The 23,914-nt window shown below is 65.0% G+C and carries 19 protein-coding genes; 12 read left to right on the top strand and 7 right to left on the bottom strand.

The window, feature by feature from the left end; translation table 11 throughout:
• Window positions 1–4: 4 nt before the first annotated feature.
• From HV753_RS28135 to HV753_RS31305, 3 genes are all read left to right on the top strand, one after another.
• Window positions 5–895: a segregation and condensation protein A gene (locus HV753_RS28135; RefSeq protein ID WP_175177860.1), complete on the top strand. Its 891-nt coding sequence runs from the start codon at window positions 5–7 to the stop codon at window positions 893–895.
• A gap of 36 nt (window positions 896–931) precedes the next feature.
• Window positions 932–1,786, top strand: coding sequence for a pantoate--beta-alanine ligase (gene panC, locus HV753_RS28130; protein ID WP_175177859.1), 855 nt, complete (start codon window positions 932–934; stop codon window positions 1,784–1,786).
• A 122-nt stretch (window positions 1,787–1,908) separates the two neighbouring features.
• A complete protein-coding gene (locus HV753_RS31305) occupies window positions 1,909–2,379 on the top strand; it encodes a response regulator transcription factor (RefSeq protein WP_175177858.1) in 471 nt (156 codons plus the stop codon).
• A 109-nt stretch (window positions 2,380–2,488) separates the two neighbouring features.
• On the opposite strand, the gene HV753_RS28120 is transcribed toward HV753_RS31305, so the two are convergent.
• Window positions 2,489–3,244, bottom strand: coding sequence for a copper resistance protein NlpE N-terminal domain-containing protein (locus HV753_RS28120; protein ID WP_175177857.1), 756 nt, complete (start codon window positions 3,242–3,244; stop codon window positions 2,489–2,491).
• Window positions 3,245–3,437: 193 nt separating this feature from the next.
• On the opposite strand from HV753_RS28120, the gene HV753_RS28115 reads away from it, so the two are divergent.
• From HV753_RS28115 to HV753_RS28085, 7 genes are all read left to right on the top strand, one after another.
• Complete coding sequence (locus HV753_RS28115; protein WP_175177856.1) at window positions 3,438–4,295, top strand: prepilin peptidase; 858 nt, start codon at window positions 3,438–3,440, stop codon at window positions 4,293–4,295.
• Window positions 4,296–4,314: 19 nt separating this feature from the next.
• The gene (gene coaE, locus HV753_RS28110) at window positions 4,315–4,932 is read left to right on the top strand and encodes a dephospho-CoA kinase (protein ID WP_175177855.1); all 618 of its coding nucleotides are present in this window, start codon (window positions 4,315–4,317) and stop codon (window positions 4,930–4,932) included.
• A 70-nt stretch (window positions 4,933–5,002) separates the two neighbouring features.
• Complete coding sequence (gene zapD / locus HV753_RS28105; protein WP_246288412.1) at window positions 5,003–5,755, top strand: cell division protein ZapD; 753 nt, start codon at window positions 5,003–5,005, stop codon at window positions 5,753–5,755.
• 332 nt (window positions 5,756–6,087) lie between these two features.
• The gene (locus tag HV753_RS28100; RefSeq protein WP_175177853.1) at window positions 6,088–7,365 is read left to right on the top strand and encodes an MdtA/MuxA family multidrug efflux RND transporter periplasmic adaptor subunit; all 1,278 of its coding nucleotides are present in this window, start codon (window positions 6,088–6,090) and stop codon (window positions 7,363–7,365) included.
• A gap of 12 nt (window positions 7,366–7,377) precedes the next feature.
• On the top strand, window positions 7,378–10,476 hold the full coding sequence (locus tag HV753_RS28095) for an MdtB/MuxB family multidrug efflux RND transporter permease subunit (RefSeq protein ID WP_175177852.1): 3,099 nt from the start codon (window positions 7,378–7,380) through the stop codon (window positions 10,474–10,476).
• Window positions 10,473–13,586, top strand: a complete 3,114-nt coding sequence (locus tag HV753_RS28090) for a multidrug efflux RND transporter permease subunit (protein ID WP_175177851.1) — start codon at window positions 10,473–10,475, stop codon at window positions 13,584–13,586. Before HV753_RS28095 ends, HV753_RS28090 begins: the two co-directional genes overlap by 4 nt.
• Window positions 13,583–15,082 (top strand): efflux transporter outer membrane subunit, encoded by a 1,500-nt coding sequence (locus tag HV753_RS28085; protein ID WP_175177850.1) that lies wholly within the window; start codon window positions 13,583–13,585, stop codon window positions 15,080–15,082. The genes HV753_RS28090 and HV753_RS28085 overlap by 4 nt, the downstream gene beginning before the upstream one ends.
• Before the next feature lie 11 nt (window positions 15,083–15,093).
• Here HV753_RS28085 and HV753_RS28080 read toward each other — a convergent pair whose 3' ends face one another.
• The 6 genes from HV753_RS28080 to HV753_RS28055 form a co-directional block, all read right to left on the bottom strand.
• Entirely contained in the window at window positions 15,094–15,756 is a 663-nt protein-coding gene (locus HV753_RS28080; protein WP_175177849.1) for a TetR/AcrR family transcriptional regulator, read from the bottom strand.
• Between the two features lie 211 nt (window positions 15,757–15,967).
• Complete coding sequence (locus tag HV753_RS28075) at window positions 15,968–16,930, bottom strand: Nudix family hydrolase (protein ID WP_175177848.1); 963 nt, start codon at window positions 16,928–16,930, stop codon at window positions 15,968–15,970.
• Window positions 16,923–17,789 (bottom strand): ATP-binding protein, encoded by an 867-nt coding sequence (locus tag HV753_RS28070; RefSeq protein ID WP_175177847.1) that lies wholly within the window; start codon window positions 17,787–17,789, stop codon window positions 16,923–16,925. The genes HV753_RS28075 and HV753_RS28070 overlap by 8 nt, the downstream gene beginning before the upstream one ends.
• A 426-nt stretch (window positions 17,790–18,215) precedes the next feature.
• Window positions 18,216–19,442 (bottom strand): bifunctional glutamate N-acetyltransferase/amino-acid acetyltransferase ArgJ, encoded by a 1,227-nt coding sequence (gene argJ / locus HV753_RS28065; protein WP_175177846.1) that lies wholly within the window; start codon window positions 19,440–19,442, stop codon window positions 18,216–18,218.
• 110 nt (window positions 19,443–19,552) lie between these two features.
• Window positions 19,553–20,590, bottom strand: coding sequence for a hypothetical protein (locus HV753_RS28060; protein WP_175177845.1), 1,038 nt, complete (start codon window positions 20,588–20,590; stop codon window positions 19,553–19,555).
• A 62-nt stretch (window positions 20,591–20,652) separates the two neighbouring features.
• Complete coding sequence (locus tag HV753_RS28055) at window positions 20,653–21,147, bottom strand: MarR family winged helix-turn-helix transcriptional regulator (protein ID WP_175177844.1); 495 nt, start codon at window positions 21,145–21,147, stop codon at window positions 20,653–20,655.
• A gap of 496 nt (window positions 21,148–21,643) precedes the next feature.
• On the opposite strand from HV753_RS28055, the gene HV753_RS28050 reads away from it, so the two are divergent.
• Entirely contained in the window at window positions 21,644–22,807 is a 1,164-nt protein-coding gene (locus HV753_RS28050) for an ABC transporter substrate-binding protein (RefSeq protein WP_175177843.1), read from the top strand.
• Window positions 22,808–22,993: 186 nt separating this feature from the next.
• Window positions 22,994–23,914, top strand: coding sequence for a branched-chain amino acid ABC transporter permease (locus tag HV753_RS28045; RefSeq protein WP_046807392.1), 921 nt, complete (start codon window positions 22,994–22,996; stop codon window positions 23,912–23,914).

The raw sequence follows: 23,914 nt of genomic DNA, 5'->3' as shown, positions 1-23,914 counted from the left end.
AGACATGTCCAACAACTCTTCAGTCGCGGGCGAGGCACTGGCCAAGCTAGTGGAACCGCCTGTGGACAGCACGCCCGATACCGTCGATAGCGTGGCGTTCGCACGCCTGTACGGCGAGCCGCTGTTCCAGATGCCGACGGATTTGTACATTCCGCCGGATGCCCTGGAAGTATTCCTGGAAGCGTTTGAAGGGCCGCTGGACCTGCTGCTGTACTTGATCCGCAAGCAGAATTTCAATGTGCTGGACATCCCGATGGCGGATGTCACGCGGCAGTACCTGTCGTATGTGGACCAGATCCGCATCACCAATCTGGAGCTGGCCGCCGAATACCTGCTGATGGCGGCCATGCTGATCGAGATCAAGTCGCGCATGCTGCTGCCGGTCAGGAAGACCGACACCGGCGAAGAACCCGAAGATCCTCGCGCTGAACTGGTCCGCCGTCTGCTCGAATACGAACAGATGAAGCTGGCCGCCCAGAAGCTGGACAAGCTGCCGCAGTTGGGCCGCGATTTCGTCAGCAGCCAGGCCGTGGCCGACCTGAGCGTCGAACGCATGATGCCTGAAGTCAGCGTGGACGACTTGCGCCAGGCCTGGGCCGACATCATGAAGCGGGCCAAGCTGAATCAGCACCACCACATCACGCGCGAACAGTTGTCCGTGCGCGATCACATGACGCATATCCTGCGGCGCCTGAACGACGTGCGCTTCATCGAATTTGGCGACCTGTTCATGGAGCGTGTCCGCGAAGGGGCACCCGCCGCGGTCGTTGTCGTGCATTTCATCGCCATGCTGGAACTGGCCCGCGAATCCCTGCTTGAGATCACGCAGGCGGAACCCTATGCGCCCATTTACGTGCGTCTGGCTTACACCAGCGTGGCGGCGGTCGCGGCCTGATCCTGACCGGGCTGCCCCCAACCCCGGAGAGTCCCCTTGAAAGTCGTACACACCATCCAGGAATTGCGCGATCACCTGCGCGGACAGAATCGCGTGTCGTTCGTGCCCACGATGGGCAACCTGCATGAAGGGCACCTGTCCCTGATGAAGCTGGCTCGCCAGCATGGCGACCCCGTGGTGGCCAGCATCTTCGTGAACCGCCTGCAATTCGGTCCCAACGAGGATTTCGACCAGTATCCGCGCACGTTGGCGGCCGACATCGAAAAGCTGGAGCAGGCGCGGGACGTCTACGTGCTGTTCGCGCCGAACGAGCGCGAGATGTATCCCGAACCGCAAAGCTATCGAGTGCAGCCGCCGGACGATCTGGGCGACATCCTGGAAGGTGAGTTCCGCCCCGGCTTCTTTGAAGGCGTCAGCACGGTGGTGCTGAAGCTGTTCTCCTGCGTGCAGCCGCGCGTGGCCGTGTTCGGCAAGAAGGACTATCAGCAGCTGATGGTGGTGCGCAACATGTGCCGCCAGTTCCAGCTGCCGGTGGAAGTGCTGGCCCACGAAACGGTACGTGCCGATGACGGCCTGGCGCTGTCGTCGCGCAACCGCTACCTGACCGAAGGCGAACGCGCCGAGGCGCCGGCGCTGTATGCCGAACTGCACAACATCGGCCAACGGCTGGCGCAGGGCGAGCGCGACGCGCTGGCGCTGGAACGCGACGCCGCCGACCGCCTCACCCAGCGCGGTTGGAAGGTCGACTACGTGGCCCTGCGCCGCCAGCGCGACCTGAAGCGCCCCGAGGCCGCCGACCTGCATGCTGGTGAACCCGTCGTGGTGCTGGCGGCCGCCAAGCTGGGCGCCACCCGCCTGATCGACAATCTGGAACTGGCCTACACGGCCTGACGTTTCAGCTCACGGTGGGGCGGCGTGATCGCCGCGCCAGCCCCTGACAGAATTGCCAGCTTTCGCCGCCTTGGGCGGCGGGGCAGACTTGATGTAATCCTACATTGCAAAAAGAGTCGCCCATGCAAGCTCCCCGCCCCGACCTTCAAGCGGTGCTTTCCGCATTGACGCCCCGTGAAAGGCAGATTGTCGGCTATGTGGCGGCCGGCCGTCCCAACAAGGTCATTGCCATCGACCTGGGCATTTCGCTACGCACCGCCGAAGCTCACCGCGCCCGCATTTTCTCCAAGCTGGATGCCCGCAACGCCATGCAATTGGCCTGCCAGCTATGCGCGCATGGGCGTGCGGGGGCATCGCCCATTCTCAACGCCCAGACGGACTACGGCGAACCGCTGGCTCGCGCCGCGCCGGCCGTCACGTCTCACCATGTGCTGCATGCACCGGCGCCGCCGGCATACGGATCAGACCTGCTGGGCGGCAACCCGCTGGACGGTAATTCCCTGAGTGGCAACCCGCTGGACGGCAATCCGCCAGACATGGATCCACTGGATGTTGGCCCATTGGGCGCTGACGCGCCCGATGTGGCTCCCTGACGTGCTCTTCCTCTTCCAGCAGTTCCGCCAGAAAGGGCCCCGGCAGAAACAAACCGGGCCTGGCGAACGCGGTGTTCGCCAGGCCCGGTGGGGCATTACATGCAGAACCTTACGGGCACTGGGGCGCTGCGGCCTTGGCCAGTTCGTCAATCGGATCCAGATCCGGCTGGCGCGTCAGGTTGTAGTTCAGGTTGGGCGTCTGGCCGGCGATGGAGCGCACACGAAGCACGTTATTGGCAGCCACCACGAATTCCACGCGGACGTTACCCTTGCCATCCATCAGGATGACGCGGGGCGGGCGCTCATCGGTGGCGTCCCAGCAGCCTTGCTCGGTCACTGCCGGGCCTTTCGCCGGGTCATTTTCCAGGTATGCCGTGCGGCCGCGCCAGCGGCCGTTGGGCGCCAGGGTCAGCGTGACCCGTTGCGCCGTGCATTGCATGGCGGGCGAGAAACACGGCAGGGTGCCCATGTACGTTTGCGGTTGCGGCACCAGGCTCTGCGCGGCGGCGTTGGGGGCGACGGGCGCGGGGGCCGGCGCAGATGCGGTGGTGTCGGCGCCTTCCGGCACGGCTTGGCCGTCCTCGGTGGTCTGGCCGGTCGGCACACCTTGGGCGGCCTGGTTTGGCTTGCGGGCGTCGGGCTTCAGTGCGATCTGCACCTGCGACGGAGCGCGGATGACGCTGCGATAGCCGGCGCCCGAACCCTGATATTGCGCGTCGGTCACGGTGCTTTCAACCGGGGGGTCGTAATACCCTTCGGTTTTCTGCTGGGCGCAGCCTGCGGCGCCCATTACGGTACCGGCTAGCAGCAGCCCCATGACGCTGAGTTTGCGGGATCGGGTAACGATATCGACGCGGGCGGTCATGGCAGCTTATCCGTGAATTGAGTCTGTCTCCGATTTTACGCACTTATGCGAAGATTCGATACGTTCCCTTAGCCACTCTTGGGCGTTGTCTGCACTTTATGCACAAATTACGACACGGCCGTTGCCAGACGGCTTGCCTTTCGGTCATTCACGCAGCCATGGATGCGGGCATTGGCGCACGTCGGGCCGGCTCATGACCAGCGTGAGGCACGTCTTCGACATACCCTTGGGCGCTTTCATTGGGCTGGCTGCGCTGGCGGGCCTGTTCATGGGCAACTGGCTGACCGTGCTGACCTATCGCTTGCCGCGCATGATGGAACGCGAATGGCAGGCGCAATGCCTGGATGCGGTGGGCAAGGCGCGGCCCGCCAGCCCCGACGGCTTGCTGCGCCCGGCGTCGCATTGCCCGGCGTGCCAAGCGCCGGTACTGGGCTGGCGTCGGCTTCCTCTGCTGGGTTGGTTGTTGCTGCGCGGGCGCTGCGCCGCATGCCATGCCCCGATCAGCTGGCGCTACCCGGCGATTGAACTCCTGACCTGTGCGCTATTCGCTGCCTGCGCCTGGCGCTTCGGCGCAACCCCTGTTGCGCTGTTCGCCATGGGGCTGTCGGCGATGCTGGTGGCGCTGGCCTGGATCGACTTTGAATCGACCTTGCTGCCCGATGCGCTGACGCAACCGCTGCTTTGGGCCGGCCTGCTGGTCAATCTGTTCGGCACGTTCACCACACTGCCGCTGGCCGTGGTGGGCGCCGTGGCCGGCTATGTTTTCCTGTGGGTTATCTTCCATGTATTCCGTCTGCTGACCGGGCGTGAAGGCATGGGCTATGGCGACTTCAAGCTATTGGCGGCATTGGGGGCGTGGTTTGGTGTTGAATCCCTGCCCATGCTGTTGCTTGCGGCGTCACTGGTGGGCGTGCTGATCGGCGGCCTGCTGACACTCGCGGGCCGCGCTGGCCGAGGGCAGCCACTGCCCTTCGGACCCTACCTGGCCCTGGCCGGCATCGTGATGCTGCTGCTGGGTGGCGAGCAGGGATTCTGGCTGTTCATGCGCTAGGCACGAAAGGATGAGCATCATGTTCAAGATTGGTCTGACAGGCGGCATTGGTTCGGGCAAGTCCCGCGTGGCGGATATGTTGGGCGATTGGGGTGCGACGCTGGTCGATACCGATGAAATCGCACGCGCCTTGACCGCGCCAAACGGTGCGGCCATGCCCGCCATCGAACGCGAATTTGGCCCGCAGGCGCTGACGCCCGATGGCGCGCTGAACCGCGAATGGATGCGTGAACGCGCGTTCTCCGATCCGCAAGCGCGGCTCCGTCTGGAAGCCGTGCTGCACCCGGCTATTACCGAAGAAACGCGCCGCCAGGCAGCGGCCGCGACCGGATCGTATCTGGTCTTCGTGGTGCCGCTGCTGGTGGAGTCCCTGGCGCGTTGGCGCACCCGTGTGGATCGCATCTGCGTGGTGGATTGCGACCCCGAAACGCAGGTGGCGCGCGTGCAGTCGCGCAGCGGGCTGACGGAGCCCGCCATCAGGCGTATTATGGCGGCACAGGCTGCGCGGGCAAGCCGGTTGGAAGTGGCGGACGACGTCATCTTGAACGACGGCACCACATCACCGGAACAATTGCGCGCGCAGGCGAAGACCCTGCATGACCGCTGGCTCACGCTGGCGACCACCACGGGCCGGTAAGCGACAAGCTTGGCCGGCACCCCTGAATCCCTCGGCCTTTGGCCGACCACTGATGGGCCTGTCAAAAAGCGTGATTGTTTACGAATACCCCTTCAATGAGCGCATCCGCGCTTACCTGCGATTGGAATACCTGTTCGACAGGTTGTTCTTCTTTGCTCGTGAGGGGGACTCACGCCAACATCAGGTTGCCGTTACTTCTCTTTTCGATCTGCTCGATGCGTGCGAACGCACCGACGTGAAAGGCGCGGTGCTGCAAGACCTGGAGCGCCAGCGTACGTCGCTGGTGGGCTTGCGCGATCACCCTGGCGTGGCGCAAGACGCGCTGGAAGCCATGCTGCGCGAACTTGAAAAGGTGGCCAGCGCGCTGGCTCCGCCGGGCAAGACCGGACAATCGCTGCGTGAAAACGAATGGCTGACCAGCCTGCGCGGCCGGCTGTCCGTGCCGGGCAGCGCCACGCAAGTGGACATGCCTTCCTACTTCGCCTGGCAGAACAAGACCGAAGCCGCCCGTTGCGCGGACTTGCAGACCTGGGTTGCTCCCTTCATTCCCTTGCACGATGGCTTGACGCTGGCCCTGCGCCTGCTGCGCGAGTCCGGTCGCAAGACGGATATCGTGGCCGAACAGGGCGCCTACCAGCAGATGCTGGGCGGCAAACAACTCCAGCTGTTGCGTGTCTGGGTGGACCCGGCCCAAGGCACATTTCCCGAGATCAGTGCCAATAAGTACATGATCTGGATACGCTTTTCCTCGCAAGACGGCGAATTCAAGCCCCAACAAGTCGCCCGCGACGTCGCCTTCCAAATGACGCTCTGTAGCTCGTAGGATGGGTGAAGCGCGCACCCCCCGCCACCAGAACCCGGCCCCCCATCGCGCGCAACCCATCAAGCAGCAAAGCCACCAAGCACCAGCGCCAACCAAGCACCAGCGCCAACCAAGCACCAACGCCCATCAAGCAGCAAAGCCACCAAGCACCAACGCCCACCAAGCGTCTCCCCCAAGAACCCCCCCTCCCATCAGCCGCCAAAAGCGCGGCCTCCCCAAGTTCTTGAGACCGATTCTTGTTGCGGCCAGTTTCAACTCCGGCCGCCAATGGTAGAAATCACGACCGACTAGTAGACAATACGGCTTTCTCCGTCAGTGCCGGAACCGTTTCCATGCCCGATAGTCGTCCTGTTTCCCCGTCTTCCCGCTGGACCCGCCGCCGAGTCATCGGGCTGCTGGTCTTGTTGCTTGTCGTGGCGGGCATCGCCTGGCTGGTGCTGCGGCCGTCGGCCAAGCAGGGCGCCGCGGGCGGCCCGGGCGGACGGGCCGGCGGTGGGCGGCCGCCGATGGCTGCGATGGCCAATCTGGCCGTGCCGGTGCGCGTCGCCACCGCCACCACGCAGGACATCGACATCTACCTGAAATCCCTGGGCACCGTCACGGCCTACAACACGGTCACCGTGCGCAGCCGCGTCAGCGGCGAACTGGTGGAGGTGGCGTTCCAGGAAGGGCAGCGCGTGAAAGCAGGCGACCTGCTGGCGCAAGTAGACCCGCGGGCCTTCCAGGTTGCCCTGGACCAGGCTCGCGGCACGCAGATGCAGAATCTGGCCCAGCTGGAGAACGCGCGGCGTGACCTGCAACGCTATCAGGCCTTGTTCAAGCAAGACTCCATTGCCAAGCAGCAGGTGGATACCCAGGCTGCGCTGGTGCGCCAGTACGAAGGCACCGTCAAAAGCGACCAGGCCAATGTGGACAACGCCAAGCTGCAACTGGACTACGCCCGGATCACCGCGCCCATCAGCGGGCGCCTGGGCCTGCGTCAGGTAGACCGCGGCAATCTGGTGTCCAGCTCGGACACCAACGGGCTCGTGGTGATTACCCAGACCCAACCGATTTCCGTCGTTTTCACCTTGCCCGAGACACAGTTGCCTGAAGTGCGTGGCGAAATCGCCGCCGGCAAGATCTTGACGGTCGACGCCTATGACCGCGCCGATACCCGCCGCATCGCCACGGGCGTGCTGGAAACCCTGGACAACCAGATCGACGTCACCACCGGTACGCTGAAGCTGAAAGCCAAGTTCGACAACGCGGACGATGCGCTCTTTCCGAACCAGTTCGTCAACGTGCGCCTGCATGTGCTGACGCGCAAGGACGTCACCGCGATTCCCACCGCCGCGATCCAGCAAGGGTCGGCCGGCGCCTTCGTGTTCCTGGTGCAGCCGGACAATACGGTCCTGGTTCGCCAGGTGAAGCTGGGCGCCATCAACAACGGCATGGTCGCCGTGAACGACGGCCTGCAACCTGGCGACCGCGTGGTCACGGAAGGCACCGACCGCCTGCGCGCTGGCGCCAAGGTGGAAGTGGTGGGCGGCGCCGAAGTGATTCCCGCCACCCGCGACAAGACGCTCGGGGCGGGCGCCCCGGCCGGCACCACGCCCGCGTCCAAATAAGCCGAGATCATCGTGAGTCCGTCGCGCCTGTTCATTCTTCGCCCCGTGGCCACCACCCTGGCGATGGTGGCGATTCTGATCGCCGGGTTCATCGCCTACCGGCTGCTGCCCGTGTCGGCGCTGCCAGAGGTGGACTACCCGACGATCCAGGTGGTGACGCTGTACCCCGGGGCCAGTCCGGACGTCATGACTTCGCTGGTCACGTCGCCGCTGGAACGGCAGTTCGGGCAGATGCCGGGCCTGAACCAGATGTCGTCCACGAGCTCGGGCGGCGCCTCGGTCATCACGATGCAGTTCAATCTGACGCTGCCGTTGGACGTGGCCGAACAACAGGTACAGGCGGCGATCAATGCCGCGTCGAACCTGTTGCCCAGCGATCTGCCGGTGCCGCCGACCTACAACAAGGTGAATCCGGCCGACGCGGCCGTGCTGACGCTTGCCATCACGTCGCCCACCATGCCCTTGCCGCAGGTCCGCGACCTGGTGGACACGCGGGTCGCGCAGAAACTGTCGCAAATACCGGGCGTGGGCCTGGTCAGCGTGGCGGGCGGCCAGCGGCCGGCGGTGCGGGTGCAGGTCAATCCCCAGGCGCTGGCGGCCAACGGGCTGGCCTTGTCGGACCTGCGGGCGGCGGTGGTCGGCGCCAACGTCAACCAGCCGAAAGGCAATCTGGACGGGCCGCTGCGCTCCACCACGATCAACGCCAATGATCAGCTGAAGACCCCGACCGACTACAACGACCTGATCATCGCCTATCGGAACAACGGGCCACTGCGCCTGTCCGACGTGGCGCGCGCGGTCGAGGGCGCCGAAGACACGCGCCAGGCTGCCTGGGCCGGCGACAAGCCCGCCATCCTGTTGAATATCCAGCGCCAGCCGGGCGCCAACGTGATCGATGTGGTCAACCGGATCCAGACACTGTTGCCGCAGTTGCGCGCGGCCTTGCCGGCCACGCTGGACGTCACCGTGGTGTCGGATCGCACGCAGACCATCCGCGATTCAGTGGAAGACGTGAAGTTTGAAATGCTGCTGGCGGTGGCGCTGGTGGTCATGGTGACCTTCGTTTTCCTGCGCAGCATGACGGCCACGCTGATCCCCAGCGTCGTGGTGCCGCTGTCCCTGGTGGGGACGTTCGGCATCATGTATTTGGCGGGCTTCTCGATCAACAACCTGACCTTGATGGCATTGACGATCGCCACCGGGTTCGTGGTGGACGATGCGATCGTCATGATCGAGAACATTGCCCGTCACATAGAAGAGGGCGAAAAACCATTGCAGGCGGCGCTGAAGGGCGCCTCGCAAATCGGCTTCACCCTTATCTCGCTGACCTTTTCGCTGATCGCCGTCTTGATTCCGCTGCTTTTCATGACGGAAGTGGTGGGGCGGCTGTTCCGGGAATTCGCGATCACGCTGGCGGTGTCCATCCTGATCTCGCTGGTGGTGTCGTTGACGCTGACGCCGATGATGTGCGCCCGTCTGTTGCGCGCCGAATCCGAACAGAAGCACGGCCGCTTCCACACGGCCACGGGCGCCTTCATCGATCGTGTCATCGCCGGCTACGACCGCATGCTGCAAGTGGTGCTGCGCCATCAGCCGCTGACCTTGCTGGTGGCGTTGGGAACGTTTGCGCTGACGGTGGTGCTGTACATGGTGGTGCCCAAAGGCTTCTTCCCGCAGCAGGACACGGGTTTGATCCAGGCCATCACCCAGGCGCCGCAATCGATCTCGTTCCCCGCCATGGCCGAACGCCAGCAAGCCGCCGCGCGGCTGGTCCTGGAGGATCCCGACGTGCAGGCCGTGTCGTCGTTCATCGGCGTGGACGGCAGCAACGCCACGCTTAGCGCCGGGCGCATGCAGATCGCGTTGAAGCCCCAGGCTGAACGCAATGGCGACTTGCGCACGGTGATGGCGCGGCTACAGGAATCCTTGGCCAAGCAGGACGGCCTGACCGTCTACATGCAACCCGTGCAGGATCTGACCATCGAAGACCGCGTCAGCCGTACCCAGTACCAGATGACGCTTTCCAACCCCGACCTGAAGGTGCTGAGCGAGTGGACGCCCAAGCTGGTGGACCGGTTGCGCAAGGTGCCGGGGCTGAAGGACGTGACGGACGATTTGCAGGACGATGGCTTGCAGACCTGGGTTGAGATCGATCGCGACGCGGCGTCGCGCTTGGGCATCACGGCCGCGGTGGTGGACGAAGCGCTGTACGACGCCTTCGGCCAGCGGCTGATCTCCACCATCTTTACCCAGTCCAACCAGTATCGCGTGGTGCTGGAAGTGCAGCCGCAGTTCCAGATGAACCCGGACGCGCTGGGTCAGATCCATGTGCCGACCTCGACCGGCGCGCAAGTGCCGTTGTCGTCGGTGGCGCATATCTCCGAGGGCCGGACGGTGTTGGCCGTGAACCGGTTGGACCAGTTCCCCATGGTCACGGTGTCGTTCAACCTGGCGCCCGGGGCGTCGCTGTCCAACGCGGTTGAAGCCATCACCGCCGCCGAGGCCGAGATCGGTTTGCCCACCGCCGTGGAGACGCGCTTCCAGGGCGCGGCCCTGGCATTCCAGAATTCGCTGACCAGCACGCTGTGGCTGATCCTGGCCGCGGTGGTCACCATGTACATCGTGCTGGGCGTCTTGTACGAAAGCTACATCCACCCCATCACGATCCTGTCCACCCTGCCGTCAGCCGGTGTGGGCGCATTGCTGGCGCTATTGATCAGCGGCACCGAGCTGGACATGATCGGCATCATCGGGATCATCCTGTTGATCGGCATCGTGAAGAAGAACGCCATCATGATGATCGACTTCGCGCTGGACGCCGAGCGCAAGCGCGGCCTGACCCCGCGCGCGGCCATCCATGAGGCGGCGCTGCTGCGGTTCCGGCCCATCCTGATGACGACGCTTGCCGCCTTGTTCGGCGCCTTGCCTCTGATGCTGTCGACCGGCACGGGCGCTGAATTGCGCCAGCCGCTGGGTCTGGTGATGGTGGGCGGCCTGCTGCTCAGCCAGGTGCTGACATTGTTCACCACGCCGGTCATCTATCTGATGTTCGACCGCATGTCGCGCCGCTGGCGTGGCGTGCGCGCGCCGGCGTCCGGGGATGCATCATGATTCTGTCGGCGCCCTTCATCGTCCGGCCGGTGGCGACCACGCTGCTGAGCCTGGCGATTGTGATGGCGGGCATGCTGTCGTTTTTCCTGTTGCCCGTGGCGCCATTGCCGCAGGTGGATATCCCGACAATCTCGGTGTCGGCCAGCCTGCCGGGCGCCAGCCCCGAGACGATGGCCTCCAGCGTGGCCACGCCGCTGGAACGTTCGTTGGGCAGCATCGCTGGCGTGACCGAGATGACGTCCAGCAGTTCGCAAGGCTCCACGCGCGTCACCTTGCAGTTCGATCTGTCGCGCGACATCAACGGCGCGGCGCGCGACGTGCAAGCCGCCATCAACGCGGCTCGTTCGCTACTGCCCACCAGCCTGCGCAGCAACCCTACTTATCACAAGTCCAATCCGTCGGACGCGCCCATCATGACGCTGGCGTTGACCTCCGACACGCTTAGCCAGGGCCAGCTGTACGACATTGCCTCGACCATCGTGGCGCAGAAGCTGGCGCAGGTGGACGGAGTGGGTGAAGTCACCGTGGGCGGCAGTTCGCTGCCTGCGGTGCGCGTCACCGTGCTGCCAGGCGCGCTGGCCAATCGGGGCGTGTCGCTGGACCAGCTGCGCGCGACGCTGGCCAATGCCAACGCCAACCGTCCCAAGGGCGTGTTGGAGAACGACCAGTACCACTGGCAGATCATGGTCAGCGACCAGCTGAGCCGCGCCGAGCAGTACCGGCCGCTGATCGTCGCGTGGAATGACGGAGCGCCGGTGCGGGTATCGGACGTGGCCAAGGTGGAGGATTCGGTCGAGGATCTTTACCAGACCGGGTTCTACAACGAACGCAAGGCCATCCTGATGATCGTGCGCCGCCAGGCTGACGCCAACATCATCGAAGCCGTGGACGCCGTGCGCGCGCAATTGCCCGTGTTGCAGGCGTTGATGCCGGCGGACGTGAACATGACGGTGGCGCAGGACCGCACGCCCAGCATCCGGGCGTCGCTGCACGAGGCCGAGCTGACGCTGATCATCGCGGTGGGCCTGGTGGTGCTGGTGGTGCTGCTGTTCCTGCGGCGCTGGCGCGCGGCCATCATTCCCAGCGTGGCGGTGCCGGTATCGCTGATCGGCACCTTCTGCATCATGTACCTGTGCGGCTTCACGCTCAACACGATCTCGCTGATGGCGCTGATCGTGGCCACCGGCTTTGTGGTGGATGACGCGATCGTGGTGCTTGAGAACATCATGCGGCACGTCGAGAACGGCATGTCGCCAATGCGCGCGGCGTTGCGCGGGTCGCGCGAAGTCGGCTTCACGGTGCTGTCGATGAGCCTGTCGCTGGTGGCGGTCTTCATCCCCATCTTGCTGATGGGCGGCGTGGTCGGACGCCTGTTCCGCGAATTTGCCGTGACCTTGTCGGCCGCCATCATGGTGTCGCTGATCGTGTCGCTGACCTTGACGCCGATGATGTGCGCGCGTCTGCTGCGCCATGAACCCAAGGAGCAGAAGCCGCCTGGACGGCTGGCGCGGTGGTCCGAACGGGGTTTCGAGTCCATGTTGGATGGCTACCGCCGCAGCCTGCGCTGGGCGCTGGCGCATGGCCGGCTGATGATGTTGATCCTGGCGGTGGCCGTCGGTTTGAACATCTATCTGTACACCGCCGTGCCCAAGGGTTTTTTCCCGCAGCAGGATACGGGCCAGTTGCTGGGCTTTTTCCGCGTGGACCAGGGCACGTCGTTCCAGGCCACCTTGCCCAAGCTGGAGGCGCTGCGCAAGGTCGTGCTGGCGGACCCGGCGGTGCAGAGCATGACAGGCTATGCGGGTGGCCGTGGCGGCAGCAATAGCAGCTTCATGCAGATCCAGCTCAAACCCCTGGCCGAACGGAACGTGTCCGCCGATGTCGTCATCAATCGGCTGCGCGGCAAGTTGCAGAACATGCCCGGCGCACGCATGTTCCTGGTGTCGCAGCAGGATATTCGGATCGGCGGGCGGCAGAGCCAAGGCTCGTATGACTACACGCTGATGTCGGGCGACCTGCAATTGCTGCGCACCTGGATGCCCAAGGTGCAGCAGGCGATGGCGAAGATCCCCGAGATCACGGATGTGGACACCGACGTGGAAGACAAGGGGCGCCAGATCAACCTGGTGATTGACCGCGACGCCGCCACGCGGTTGGGCGTCAGCATGTCCACCATTTCCACGGTGCTGAACAATTCGTTCAGCCAACGTCAGGTGTCGGTGATGTACGGCCCGCTGAATCAGTACCACGTGGTGCTGGGCCTGGAGCCCAAGTTCGCCGAAGACATCGAATCACTCAAGCAAGTCGAGGTGATCACGTCGACCGGGGCGCGCGTGCCGTTGCTGGCCTTCGCGCGGCTGGAGAACGCCAACGCGCCGCTCAGCGTGCAGCACCAAGGGCTGTTCGTGGCCGATACCGTGTCTTTCAGCCTGGCGCCCGGCGTGTCGCTGGGAGAGGCCACGACTGCCATTGACGCTGCCGTGGCCCGCATCGGCTTGCCATCCGACCAGATCCAGGCGGGCTTCCAGGGCACGGCGGCCGCCTTGCAGCAGACGCTGGCGCAGCAACCCTGGTTGATCCTGGCGGCGCTTGTCACGATGTATATCGTGCTGGGCATCCTGTATGAAAGCTTCGTGCATCCGCTGACGATCCTGTCGACCTTGCCCTCGGCCGGCTTGGGCGCGCTGCTGGCGTTGCTGTTGCTACGTTACGACTTCACCTTGATTGCATTGATCGGGGTGTTCCTGCTGATTGGCATCGTCAAGAAGAACGCCATCATGATGGTGGACTTTGCGCTGGATGCGGAACGCAACCAAGGCATGACGCCGCGCGACGCGATCTTCCAGGCTTGCCTGACGCGGTTCCGCCCGATCATGATGACGACCATGGCCGCCATCTTCGGCGCCTTGCCCTTGGTGGTGGCAACCGGCGCTGGCGTGGAAATGCGCCAGCCCCTGGGCATCACCATCGTGGGCGGGCTGGTGCTAAGCCAGATTCTTACGCTGTACACCACGCCAGTGGTCTATCTTTACCTGGACCGTTTCCGTCTGTGGGCCGCGCGCGGGCGCGGTTCGCGGAAAGACGGCCCTGCATCCATAGAACAAACATGATCCGACCCAAGCCGCTTACGAACGCCTTCCTTCCTCGCAGCGCGATCACGCTGGTGCTGTGCGCGCTATTGGGCGCGTGCGCCGTTGGCCCTGACTATCAACGCCCCGAACTGGATGTGGGCGCGTCCTACAAGGAGGGCCAGGATCAGGTCGACGGCTGGAAGCCTGCCCAGCCGCGCGACGACGTGGATCGTGGCGAATGGTGGCGGGTGTATGACGATGCCACGCTGAACGGTTTGATCGATCGCCTGAACACGTCCAACCAGACCATCGCGCAGGCCGAGGCCAACTACCGGCAGGCGCTGGGTCTGGTACGCGCCGCGCGCGCGGGCTTCTACCCCACGGTGGGAGCGGGCGCCGGCGTGACCCGTTCAGGCAGTGGCAACGGCCAAAGCGGTTCGTCTTCCTTGTCGAACGGCAGCAATGTGTCGAATCAGTATTCAGTGACGGGCAGCATCAGCTGGGAGCTGGACGTGTGGGGCCGCGTGCGCCGCAGTACCGAATCCTCTGAAGCCAGCGCGGCGGCAAGCCTGGCCGATCTGGCCGCCACGCGCTTGAGCGCGCAGGCAGCGTTGGCGCAGACCTATTTGCAGTTGCGCGTCCTGGACGAACAGAAGCGCCTGCTGGACGCCACGGTGGCCGCTTATGAGAAGTCATTGCAGCTGACGCAGAATCGCTACGAGGTCGGCGTGGCCGGGCAGGCCGACGTGGCCGTGGCGCGCACGCAGGTGGAAAGCACGCGCGCCCAATCCATCGATCTGGATTGGCAGCGCGGTCAGTACGAGCATGCCATCGCGGTGCTGATGGGGCAGGCGCCATCCGGGTTCAGTCTGCCGCCAGCGGTGTTCGCCTTGCAGTTGCCGCAGATTCCGGTGGGCCTGCCGTCTGAGTTGCTTGAACGCCGTCCCGACGTGGCGGCGGCGGAGCGCCGCGCGGCGGCCGCCAATGCGCAGATCGGCGTGGCGCAAGCCGCCTGGTTCCCGTCATTGACCTTGTCCGCCGATGGGGGCTTTCGCAATGGCCAGTTCGCAGATCTGCTGACCGCGCCGGCACGCTTCTGGTCCTTGGGCCCGGCGCTGGCGATGACGATTTTCGATGGTGGCGCGCGCGCCGCCCAGGTCGAGCAGGCCCGGGCTTCGTATGACGCGCAGGCCGCGGCATACCGTCAAGCGGCGCTGGTGGGGCTGCGCGAAGTCGAAGACTATCTGATCCAGCTGCGGGTCATGGAAAATGAACAGGTCGTGCAGCGTCGCGCGCTGGAGTCCGCCCGCGAATCGCTGCGCCTGATCCAGAACCAGTACAAAGCGGGCCTGGTCGATTATCTAAGCGTGGCGGTGGTGGACGCCACGGCGCTCAGCAGCGAACGCAATGCGCTCAGCCTGCTGGGTACGCGCTTGGTCGCCAGTGTGAACCTGATCGTGGCGCTGGGCGGCGGCTGGGAAGGCTTGCCTGCGCCACAGCAGGCCGAAGCCGCGCCTGCGACCAATACGAACTAGGCTCGCGGCGTTCAAGCGTCGGGATCGGCTGGCGTCCGGCCGCCTGGGGGTGTGTCGGCATCCTTTGCGGGCTGGTCGTTCAAGGCATCCGGAAAGCTGCGGGCGACCAGGTAGGCAAGTGCCTGGTCGATCCGCTGCCAGCCCTCGGATTCATGTAGCGGCAACCCCAGGAAATGCGATGCCGTCTTGGCGCGCAGCGTCAGGTACAGCACGCCCGCCAACATCACGCCGACGATCGCGGGTGCGTCCAGGTCCGGGGTCAACCCGTCAACATGGTCGATGAAGCTGTGCGCGGCCTTCTCACGGCGCTCGGCCAGCGACGCCGTGACGTCGTTCAGCTCAATCAATTCCCAGCGGCGGACTTCGCGCAAGGTTTCATTGCCGGCCAGCGTATCGATCTGCGCACGCAGCATCGACAGCACCAGATCGCCCGGTGTGCGCTGGCTGGTTTCGTCAGCGACCAGCAGGCCGGGATTGCGGGTCCAGAAGTCTTGTTCCTGCATCCAGGCCAGCAGCAGGCCCGGCATGCCGTCGAAGTAACGGTAGATCAGTTCCTTGCTGACTCCCGCCCGTTTGGCGATGGCGTTGATGCCAACACCGCCCATGCCGGTGTCCAGGATCTGGGCTTCAAGGGCTTGCAGGATTTGGCGCTCGGTATTCGCACGGCGGGACATGGCATGTTCCTTCATGACGAGGGAGCCGGCGGGGCCCGACACGCGGGATTCCCGGCTATCAGGACTGGGGCGCCGCGCGAAATGCTGGCGGCAAGACCGATATGTCTGTCATCTTGCCAGACTTCGCAGCACGTTTCGCATTTGAATTGGGGAGCGCGGCGTCGAGCCGCAAAGAAAAGCGCCGGGGCTGGTCTGCCCCGGCGTTCAGGTGCTACAGAATGCCGCGGATGCCGGCAATGCCGTGCGCGCCGTGGCGTAGTGCCAGCGACAGGGTAGAGGTGGACTGCCCGCCCAGCGCAAAGACCGGAATGCCGGCATCGCGGTTGCCCGCGACGAAGCCTTCCCAGCCCAGCGTGGCGGCGCCCGGGTGCGAGGCGGTGTCCAGCACCGGTCCCAGCACGGCGAAGTCGGCGCCCAGTTCGCGGGCGTGGACGACTTCGGCGTTGTTGTGCGCGGAGACGCCCAACAGCGCATCCTTTGGCAATGGCGGGCGTTCGGTCAGGCGGGCAGCGTCGGCGGCACGCAGGTGCACGCCGTCGGCTTCCTTCCACCAGGCGGTGGGATGGGCGCTGTTGACCAGCACGCGGGCGCCTGCGGCACGGCAGCGCTTGACCACCTGTTGCAGCACTTCATGCAGCGAGGCAGCGCCTGCGCCGTCCGGCCATTGGGGCTCGCGGAATTGCACCAGCTTCACGCCACGCGCCAGCGCGGCATCGAGACGGCCCAGGAACGCGGCCACGCCAGCGCGCGATCCCATCGAACTGATGCCGTAGGTGGTGGGCAACTGCAACCAGCGCAGCGGGGGCAGGGTGGCGGGCAGCAGATCGCCGACCGACGCCGCATGGGCGGGGTCGACCCATTCCAGGCGTTGGTTCTCCAATCCGCGCGGCTCGCCTTCCCAGGCAGTCACGTGGCAGAACGCCAGACGCACGGTCGTGTGCGGATAGACGTGTACATACGTCACCCAAGGACGCGACTGCGTGACGCGGATGCCCAGCTCTTCCTGCAATTCGCGGGCCAGGGCTTCCAGCACGGTCTCGCCGGGTTCCAATTTGCCGCCAGGCAGTTCCCACCAGCCCGACCACGGCTTGCCTTCGGGCCGTTGGCCCAGCAGGAGCATGCCGTCCGGACGCAGGATCAGGCCGGCGGCGACATCAACGATCTTCTCAGACATGGCGGGCCGCCCAGTCGCGTGCAAACTGGTAGGCCACCCGGCCCGAACGCGAACCGCGTTCAATCGTCCATTGCAGCGCCTCGGTGCGCGACGGCGCGATGTGCGCCTCCGGGCAACCCAGTTCGCGCAGCCAGTGGTAAACGATGTCCAGGTAGTCGTCCTGTTTGAAGGGGTAGAACGACAGCCACAGGCCAAAGCGCTCGGACAACGAGATCTTCTCTTCGACCGTTTCGCCCGGATGGATCTCGCCATCGGGTTGATGCTTGGCTTGCAGGTTTTCGCTCATGTATTCCGGCATCAGATGGCGCCGGTTGGACGTGGCGTAAATCAATACGTTGTCGCCCGAGGCGGACACGGAGCCGTCCAGCACGGACTTCAGCGCCTTGTACCCCGGTTCGCCTTCCTCGAACGACAAGTCGTCGCAGAACACGATGAAACGTTCGGGTCGCGAGGCGACCAGCTCGACGATGTCGGCCAGATCACCCAGGTCGGATTTGTCCACCTCGATCAGGCGCAGCCCGCGGTCGCCGTAGGCGGCCAGCATGGCCTTGACCAGCGAGCTCTTGCCGGTGCCTCGGGCTCCGGTCATGAGCACGTTGTTGGCCGGCTTGTTCTCCAGGAACTGGAGGGTGTTGCGGTCGATCGTGGCCTTCTGGCGCTCGATGTGCTGAAGGTCTTGCATATCGATGCTTGCCACATGCCGTACCGCGTCCAACCAACCGCGCGACCCGCGCTTGCGCCAGCGAAAGGCGTGGGCGCTCCAGTCGATCTCGGGCGTGGCCGGAGGCAAGAAGGCTTCAAGCTGAGCCAGCACGCGCTCGGCACGCTGGATAAGGGTGGAAAATTCGGTTGCGGTCACGTCTGCATCCTCGTGTGGCCAAGCGGCGTTTCCGCACGCCGCCCGGGTGTTGTTCGTTGTTGCGATGGCGCCGGATGTCGCCGTTCGGGCGATGATTGCACCGGGCGCTGCCACTCGGGTTGTGGCTGATTCCGGCTTCGCCACGCGAGTGATGATTGCCCCCCCGGCGTTGCCACTTGGGTGATGATTGCTCCCCCGGCGTTACCACGCGGGTTTGTGGTTGATTCCGTAGGATGGGTGTAGCGCGAGAAGCTTGGGGCAAGGACACAATCGCTGATCGCGCGTAACCCATCAGGCAGACGTCGCGTTGTGGCTGAACCCGGTAAGAATTCACCGCTGCTTGATGGGTTGCGCGCGATGTGCAGCGGCGTTCTTGCATAAGGATTCTCGCGCTACACCCATCCTACGAATCAACGACACCCGTGCTTACGAACGGTAGTCGGCGTTGATGGACACGTACTCGTGCGAGAAATCGCAGGTGTATACCGTGTCCGCGACCTGGCCGCGGCCCAGTGCGATGCGCACCGAGATTTCGGCCTGCTTCATCACGCGCTGGCCGTCGGCTTCCTGGTAGTCAGGGTTGCGGCCACCGTTCTTGGCCACCAGCACATCGTCCAGCCACAAGCGGATATTGGAGACGTCCAGGTCGTCGATGCCGGCGTAGCCGACGGCGGCCAGGATGCGGCCCAGGTTGGGGTCCGATGCGAAGAAGGCGGTCTTGACCAGCGGCGAATGGGCAACCGCGTAAGCGACCTTCAGCGCCTCTTCGGTGGTGCCGGCTTCTTCGACGCGGATCGTCATGAATTTGGTGGCGCCTTCGGCGTCGCGCACGATCTTCGTGGCCAGTTCCAGCGCAGCGGCGGTCAGCGCCTCGCGCACGGCGGCGTAGGCGGCGTCGGACTCGCTGTTGACGTTCACGCCGGACTTGCCGGTGGCGGCGATGATGAAGGAGTCATTGGTGGACGTATCACCGTCGACCGTGATGCGGTTGAACGAGGCGTCCGCGATTTCCACGGCCAGGCGGCGCAGCAGCGGCTGGGCGATGCCCGCGTCGGTGGCCAGGAAGCTGAGCATCGTGGCCATGTTGGGGCGGATCATGCCCGCGCCCTTGCTGATGCCCGTGAAGGTGACGGTCTTGCCGTCGATCTGCACCTTGGCCGACGAGATTTTCGGCAGCGTGTCGGTTGTCATGATGCCGTGCGCGGCGTTGGACCAATGGTCGGCCGCCAGGTTGGCGATGGCGCCCGGCAGGCCGGCGACCAGGCGGTCCAGCGGCAGCGGCTCCAGGATGACGCCGGTGGAGAACGGCAGGATCTGCGCGGCAGGCACGCCCAGCAGGCGGCCCAGCGCGTCGCAGGTGTCTTTGGCTTTCTTCAGGCCTTCTTCGCCGGTGCCGGCGTTGGCGTTGCCCGTGTTGATGACCAGTGCGCTGATCGGGCCGCCGGCGGCCAGATGCGCCTGGCAAACCTGCACGGGCGCGGCGCAGAAGCGGTTGCGCGTGAACACACCCGCCACGCTCGTGCCTTCGGCCAGGCGGAAGACGGTCAGGTCGCGCCGGTTGGCTTTGCGGATGCCGGCCTCGGTGACGCCGATTTCAACGCCGGCAACAGGAAAAATTTCGGACTCGGAGGGGATCTGCAAATTAACGGCCATGACTTCGTCTCTTGAGTAGGCAGGACGGAATCGCCGCCAGGCTAGGCGGCGCGCGGGGGAAAGTTTCGTATTATCCCACCGGTTTGCGGCAGGGGTTTGTCAGGGGGCGGTCAGGGGCCGATCCGCATGTCCGCCACATCCAGCACGCCGGCATCGCGGTTGCTGAGCACGCGGCGCACGGTGCCGTCCGGCGCCTGCAATACGGACTGGCCCGCTGCGACGTCCTCGCCGCCGTTGCGGCGAGCCGAACGGCCGCGCGAGGGCGAAAACAGCAGGTCGCCGGGCTGGGCGTTGGGCAGGCGCGGGTTGGCGGCCAGCACGCGGGTGCCGGGCGGGTAGGTCATGATGCCCAGCGAGGTCTCGCGCGCCAGCAGCCCCTCGAAATCCAGCAGATGGCGCTGGCCGTCCAGGCGCGCATCGACCTTCAATAGCGGCATCTGGCGCAGGTTCAGGGCTTCGCTGCCTTCGGAGCGCAGCAGCCAGCGGGTCGTCCCGGCCGTGTCCTGGGGCGTGCCGCGCACCGCCGGATCGACCTTCAGCCAGGTGCCCGGGGGCACGGGTTGCTGGTCCAGTGTGTTGCCGATGGCCAAGTGGCAACTGGCAAAGCGGGGCTCGCCGCCCTGCATCACGAATTCGATCCGGTGGCCGTGCGTGCACAGCCAACCTTCTTGCGCCTGGTCACGGGCGATTTCGGCCGACAAGGCTTCGGGTTGCTTGGGCGTGGCGGCGTAGCGGAACAGCTGCGTCGCGGCGACACCCTGCACGGGGGCAGGGTGCGCCTCGGGGAAGACGGCGCGGTCGAACGAGGCCAGATCGCCCGGCTGGGTCAGGCTGAGCACCGTGCCGGCGGGCATGTCCACGCCGGCAAGCCGGGTGGCCTGGGCCAGCGTCGTCTTGCGGCTGGCGTCGGCCTGGGCGTCGCGCTGGGCCGACAACCACAGGCTGAGCTGCTGATAGGGGAAGATGGCGCCGACAAGGGCCAGGAAGGTCATCACCGTGGAGCCGATGCGCCGATGCTCGCCCAGCCAGAGCCGGGCGCTGCGCGTGGTGGCCAGAACGGCCAGCCAGGTCAGCAAGGTGGCGAGGCAGGCCAGCGAGGCCGCCATCAGCACATAGAAATTACCGCCAGGAAGAGAAACCGGAATCATGGCGGCAATTATGCGCCAAACCGGGGGCGGATTTCAGTGCTTGAAGCGGAACCGGGCAGGCGCTAGCCCTTGGCGGATTCCGACCGGGTGGCCACCACTTGCAGCTTGAGTTCGCCCAGGGCCTGGAACAGCGCATTGCGGGTGGTCTCGGGCAGGTCGCCGAACATGGCCTTGACCCAGGACTCGTGCGCGCGCGCCATGCGGGCGAAGGTCTTCTTGCCCAGAGGGGTGAGTTTGATCAGCGAGCTGCGGCGGTCGGATTCCACCTTGGTGCGCACGACCAGGCCTTCCTTTTCCAACTGGTCGGTGATGCCGGTGATATTGCCGTTGGTGACCATCATGTGGCGCGACAGGTCGCCCATCTTCATGCCCTTGGGCGCACGCTGCAATTGCGCCATCAGGTCGAAGCGGGGCAGCGTCGTGTCGAACTCGTTGCGCAGGCGGCTGCGGATCTCGCCTTCGATAAGGTTGGCGCAGGTCAACATGCGCAGCCACAGACGCAGCGCGTGATGGTCGTCGGGCGCGGCGCGGGATTCCAGGTCGGGAGCGTCAGTCATGGCTAGGAAGGATACCGGGAATGCGTGAGGAAGCGGGCGCAAGACCCATTTGCTCGAATGGAGCGGGTCAGCGGGTGGGAGGAATCATCGCGCGTCAGCACGATGTCGTCATGGCGGGTGCCCGTCGTTGCCGGGCATCGGCGTATTTCTTGAGTATCGGCGGGATGTCGGGTACTGTCGCGCGAGCGTTGTACCGGGCGTCCGATGTGACGCGGTCGTAGTGGCGGCAAGCGGGTAACCATGGCGGTGGATTATTAGTAAAAACCCTTTGGTAAAAACCCTAGTCTTGTTTTGAAGAATACTTTAAACCTAAACTATGAACCACGCCAGTGTTCCCTATGCTGCACAACGGGATCGTGGCGTAGCAAGCAATATCTTTGCAAGCGCGAGTTTGACGGCGGCGCAATGGCGCCGGCAGGCCGGGCATAGAAGTCATTCGAATCGCACCCTCAAAAAGAACACCCTCTGCGCGGGCTCGCGCACGGAGCACACCACCATGCGTTTGATCACTTCCCTTATCGCCGTTGCCGCGCTGGTGCCGGCCGTGGCCATGGCCGATTCCGTCAAGATCGGCATCGCCAACGATATCTCCGGCCCGTTCGCGGCGCTGGGCGCCGAAGCCCGTGACGGCTTCAACCTGGCCATCAAGCAGTTGGGCAGCAAGCTGGGCGGGCAGCCCGCCGAATTCGTGCAGACCGACATGGGCGGCAACCCCGACCAGGCTCGCCAGTTGGTCACGCGCTACATCCAGCGCGACAAGATCGATTTCTTCACCGGCCCCATTGGTTCCAACGTGGCGCTGGCGGTAGGCCCCGCGTTGTTCGCGGCCAAGGTGCCCTATCTGTCGAACAACCCCGGCCCCAGCCAGTTCGCTGGCGCCCAATGCAATAACTACTGGTTCGGCACGTCCTACCAGAACGACGCCTTCCATGAAGCAGCCGGCAAGGTCGCGGCGGATCGCGGTTTCAAGAAGATGTTCATCATGGCGCCGGACTATCCGGCCGGCAAGGATGCGCTGACGGGATTCAAGCGTGGCTACAAGACCGCGCCGGGCGATGAGGTCTATACCAAGCTCGGTCAGATCGACTACGCCGCCGAGATCGCGCAGATCCGCGCCGCCAAGCCGGACGCCGTCTATATCTTCCTGCCGGGCGGCATGGGCATCAACTTCGTCAAGCAGTTCGTGTCGGCCGGCTTGTCGCAAAGCGTCAAGCTGATCGGCCCGGGATTCTCGGCGGATGAGGACGTGATCCAGGCCGTGGGTGAACCGATGCTGGGCATGTACAACACGGCGCAATGGGCGCATGACCTGGACGTGCCGCAGAACAAGATCTTCGTGGATGCCTTCCGCAAGGAATACAACGGCCGCTACCCGTCCGTGTATGCCGCCCAGGCCTACGACGTCATCATGGCGATGGATGCCGCCGTCAAGCAGGCCGGCGGCAAGGCCTCTGACCGTGACGCCATCATCCGCGCGCTGGAAAAGGCCGACTATCCGTCGGTGCGCGGCAGCTTCACCTATGGCAAGAATCACTACCCGATCCAGGCCTATTACCTGCGCGTCGTCGACAAGGACGGCAGCGGTCGCGTCACCAACAAGCTGGTGGGCAAGGTGTTCGACAAGTACCAGGACGTCTACGTCGGCGACTGCAAGCTATAGGTGGGGCCCACCCCCGACGCGCTGCACGCTTCCCCCTCGAGGGGGCGTCGCTGCGGACCGGCGAAGCCGGCTCCGCGCGACCCCGCTCGGGGCGGGCGGGGTCTGCGCTGGGGAGGATGAGCCTGGTGGTTTGGTGATTTAGCCGCGAGCAACGCCATCGGCGATTCGCGGAAGGGGGAAGTGTTCATGACGTTTACGCTGATCGTCGAGCAATTGCTGAACGGTCTTCAGTTTGGGTTGATGTTGTTTTTGATCGCGGCCGGGCTGACCCTGGTGTTCGGCATCATGGACATCATGAATCTGGCTCACGGCTCGCTCTACATGGCCGGGGCCTATGTCGCCGCCGAAACCATGCAACGCACGGGTTCATTCACCGCCGCCGTCCTGGTGGCGGCCGTCGCAACCGGCCTGGTCGGCGTGGTGCTGGAACTGACCTTGATCCGCCGCCTGGCGCTGCGTGACCACTTGGCCCAGGTGCTGGGCACCTACGCCGTCATCCTCATCGCCAACGACCTGGTCAAGATGATCTGGGGCCCTGCGCCGGTGATGCTCAATATGCCGGCCGTGCTGTCCGGTCCCGTGCGCCTGTTGCCTGACCTGCTGTATCCCGCTTACCGCCTGATGATCATTGTGTTCGGCGTGGCCGCCGCCGCGGGTCTGTACTGGTTCGTGACGCGCACCCGTGCGGGCGTGCTGGTGCGGGCCGGCGCGTCCAACCGCCAGATGGCCACCCTGATGGGCGTGCGCGTGCCGCTGCTGTTCCTGGGTGTCTTCGTGCTGGGCGCCATGCTGGCCGCGGTGGCCGGCGCGCTACTGGGGCCGATCACATCGGTGCAGGTGGGCATGGGCGAGGAAATCCTGATCCTGGTGCTGGTTTGCATCGTGATCGGCGGAATTGGTTCGATCCGGGGCGCCTTCGTCGGCGCCTTGTTGGTGGGCATGGTGGATACGGCGGGGCGGGCTTTTCTGCCGATGCTGCTGCGCCAGGTCTTTTCTCCGGCCGTGGCCTCCAGCGTGGGTCCGACGCTGGCCGCCATCGCCATTTATGTATTGATGGCGGCTGTGCTGGTGTTCCGGCCCTCTGGCCTGTTTCCGGCGCGGGGATGA

Source organism: Achromobacter pestifer (assembly GCF_902859625.1).
Lineage (GTDB): Bacteria > Pseudomonadota > Gammaproteobacteria > Burkholderiales > Burkholderiaceae_B > Achromobacter > Achromobacter pestifer.
This window is presented reverse-complemented; position numbering and strand designations above follow the sequence as displayed.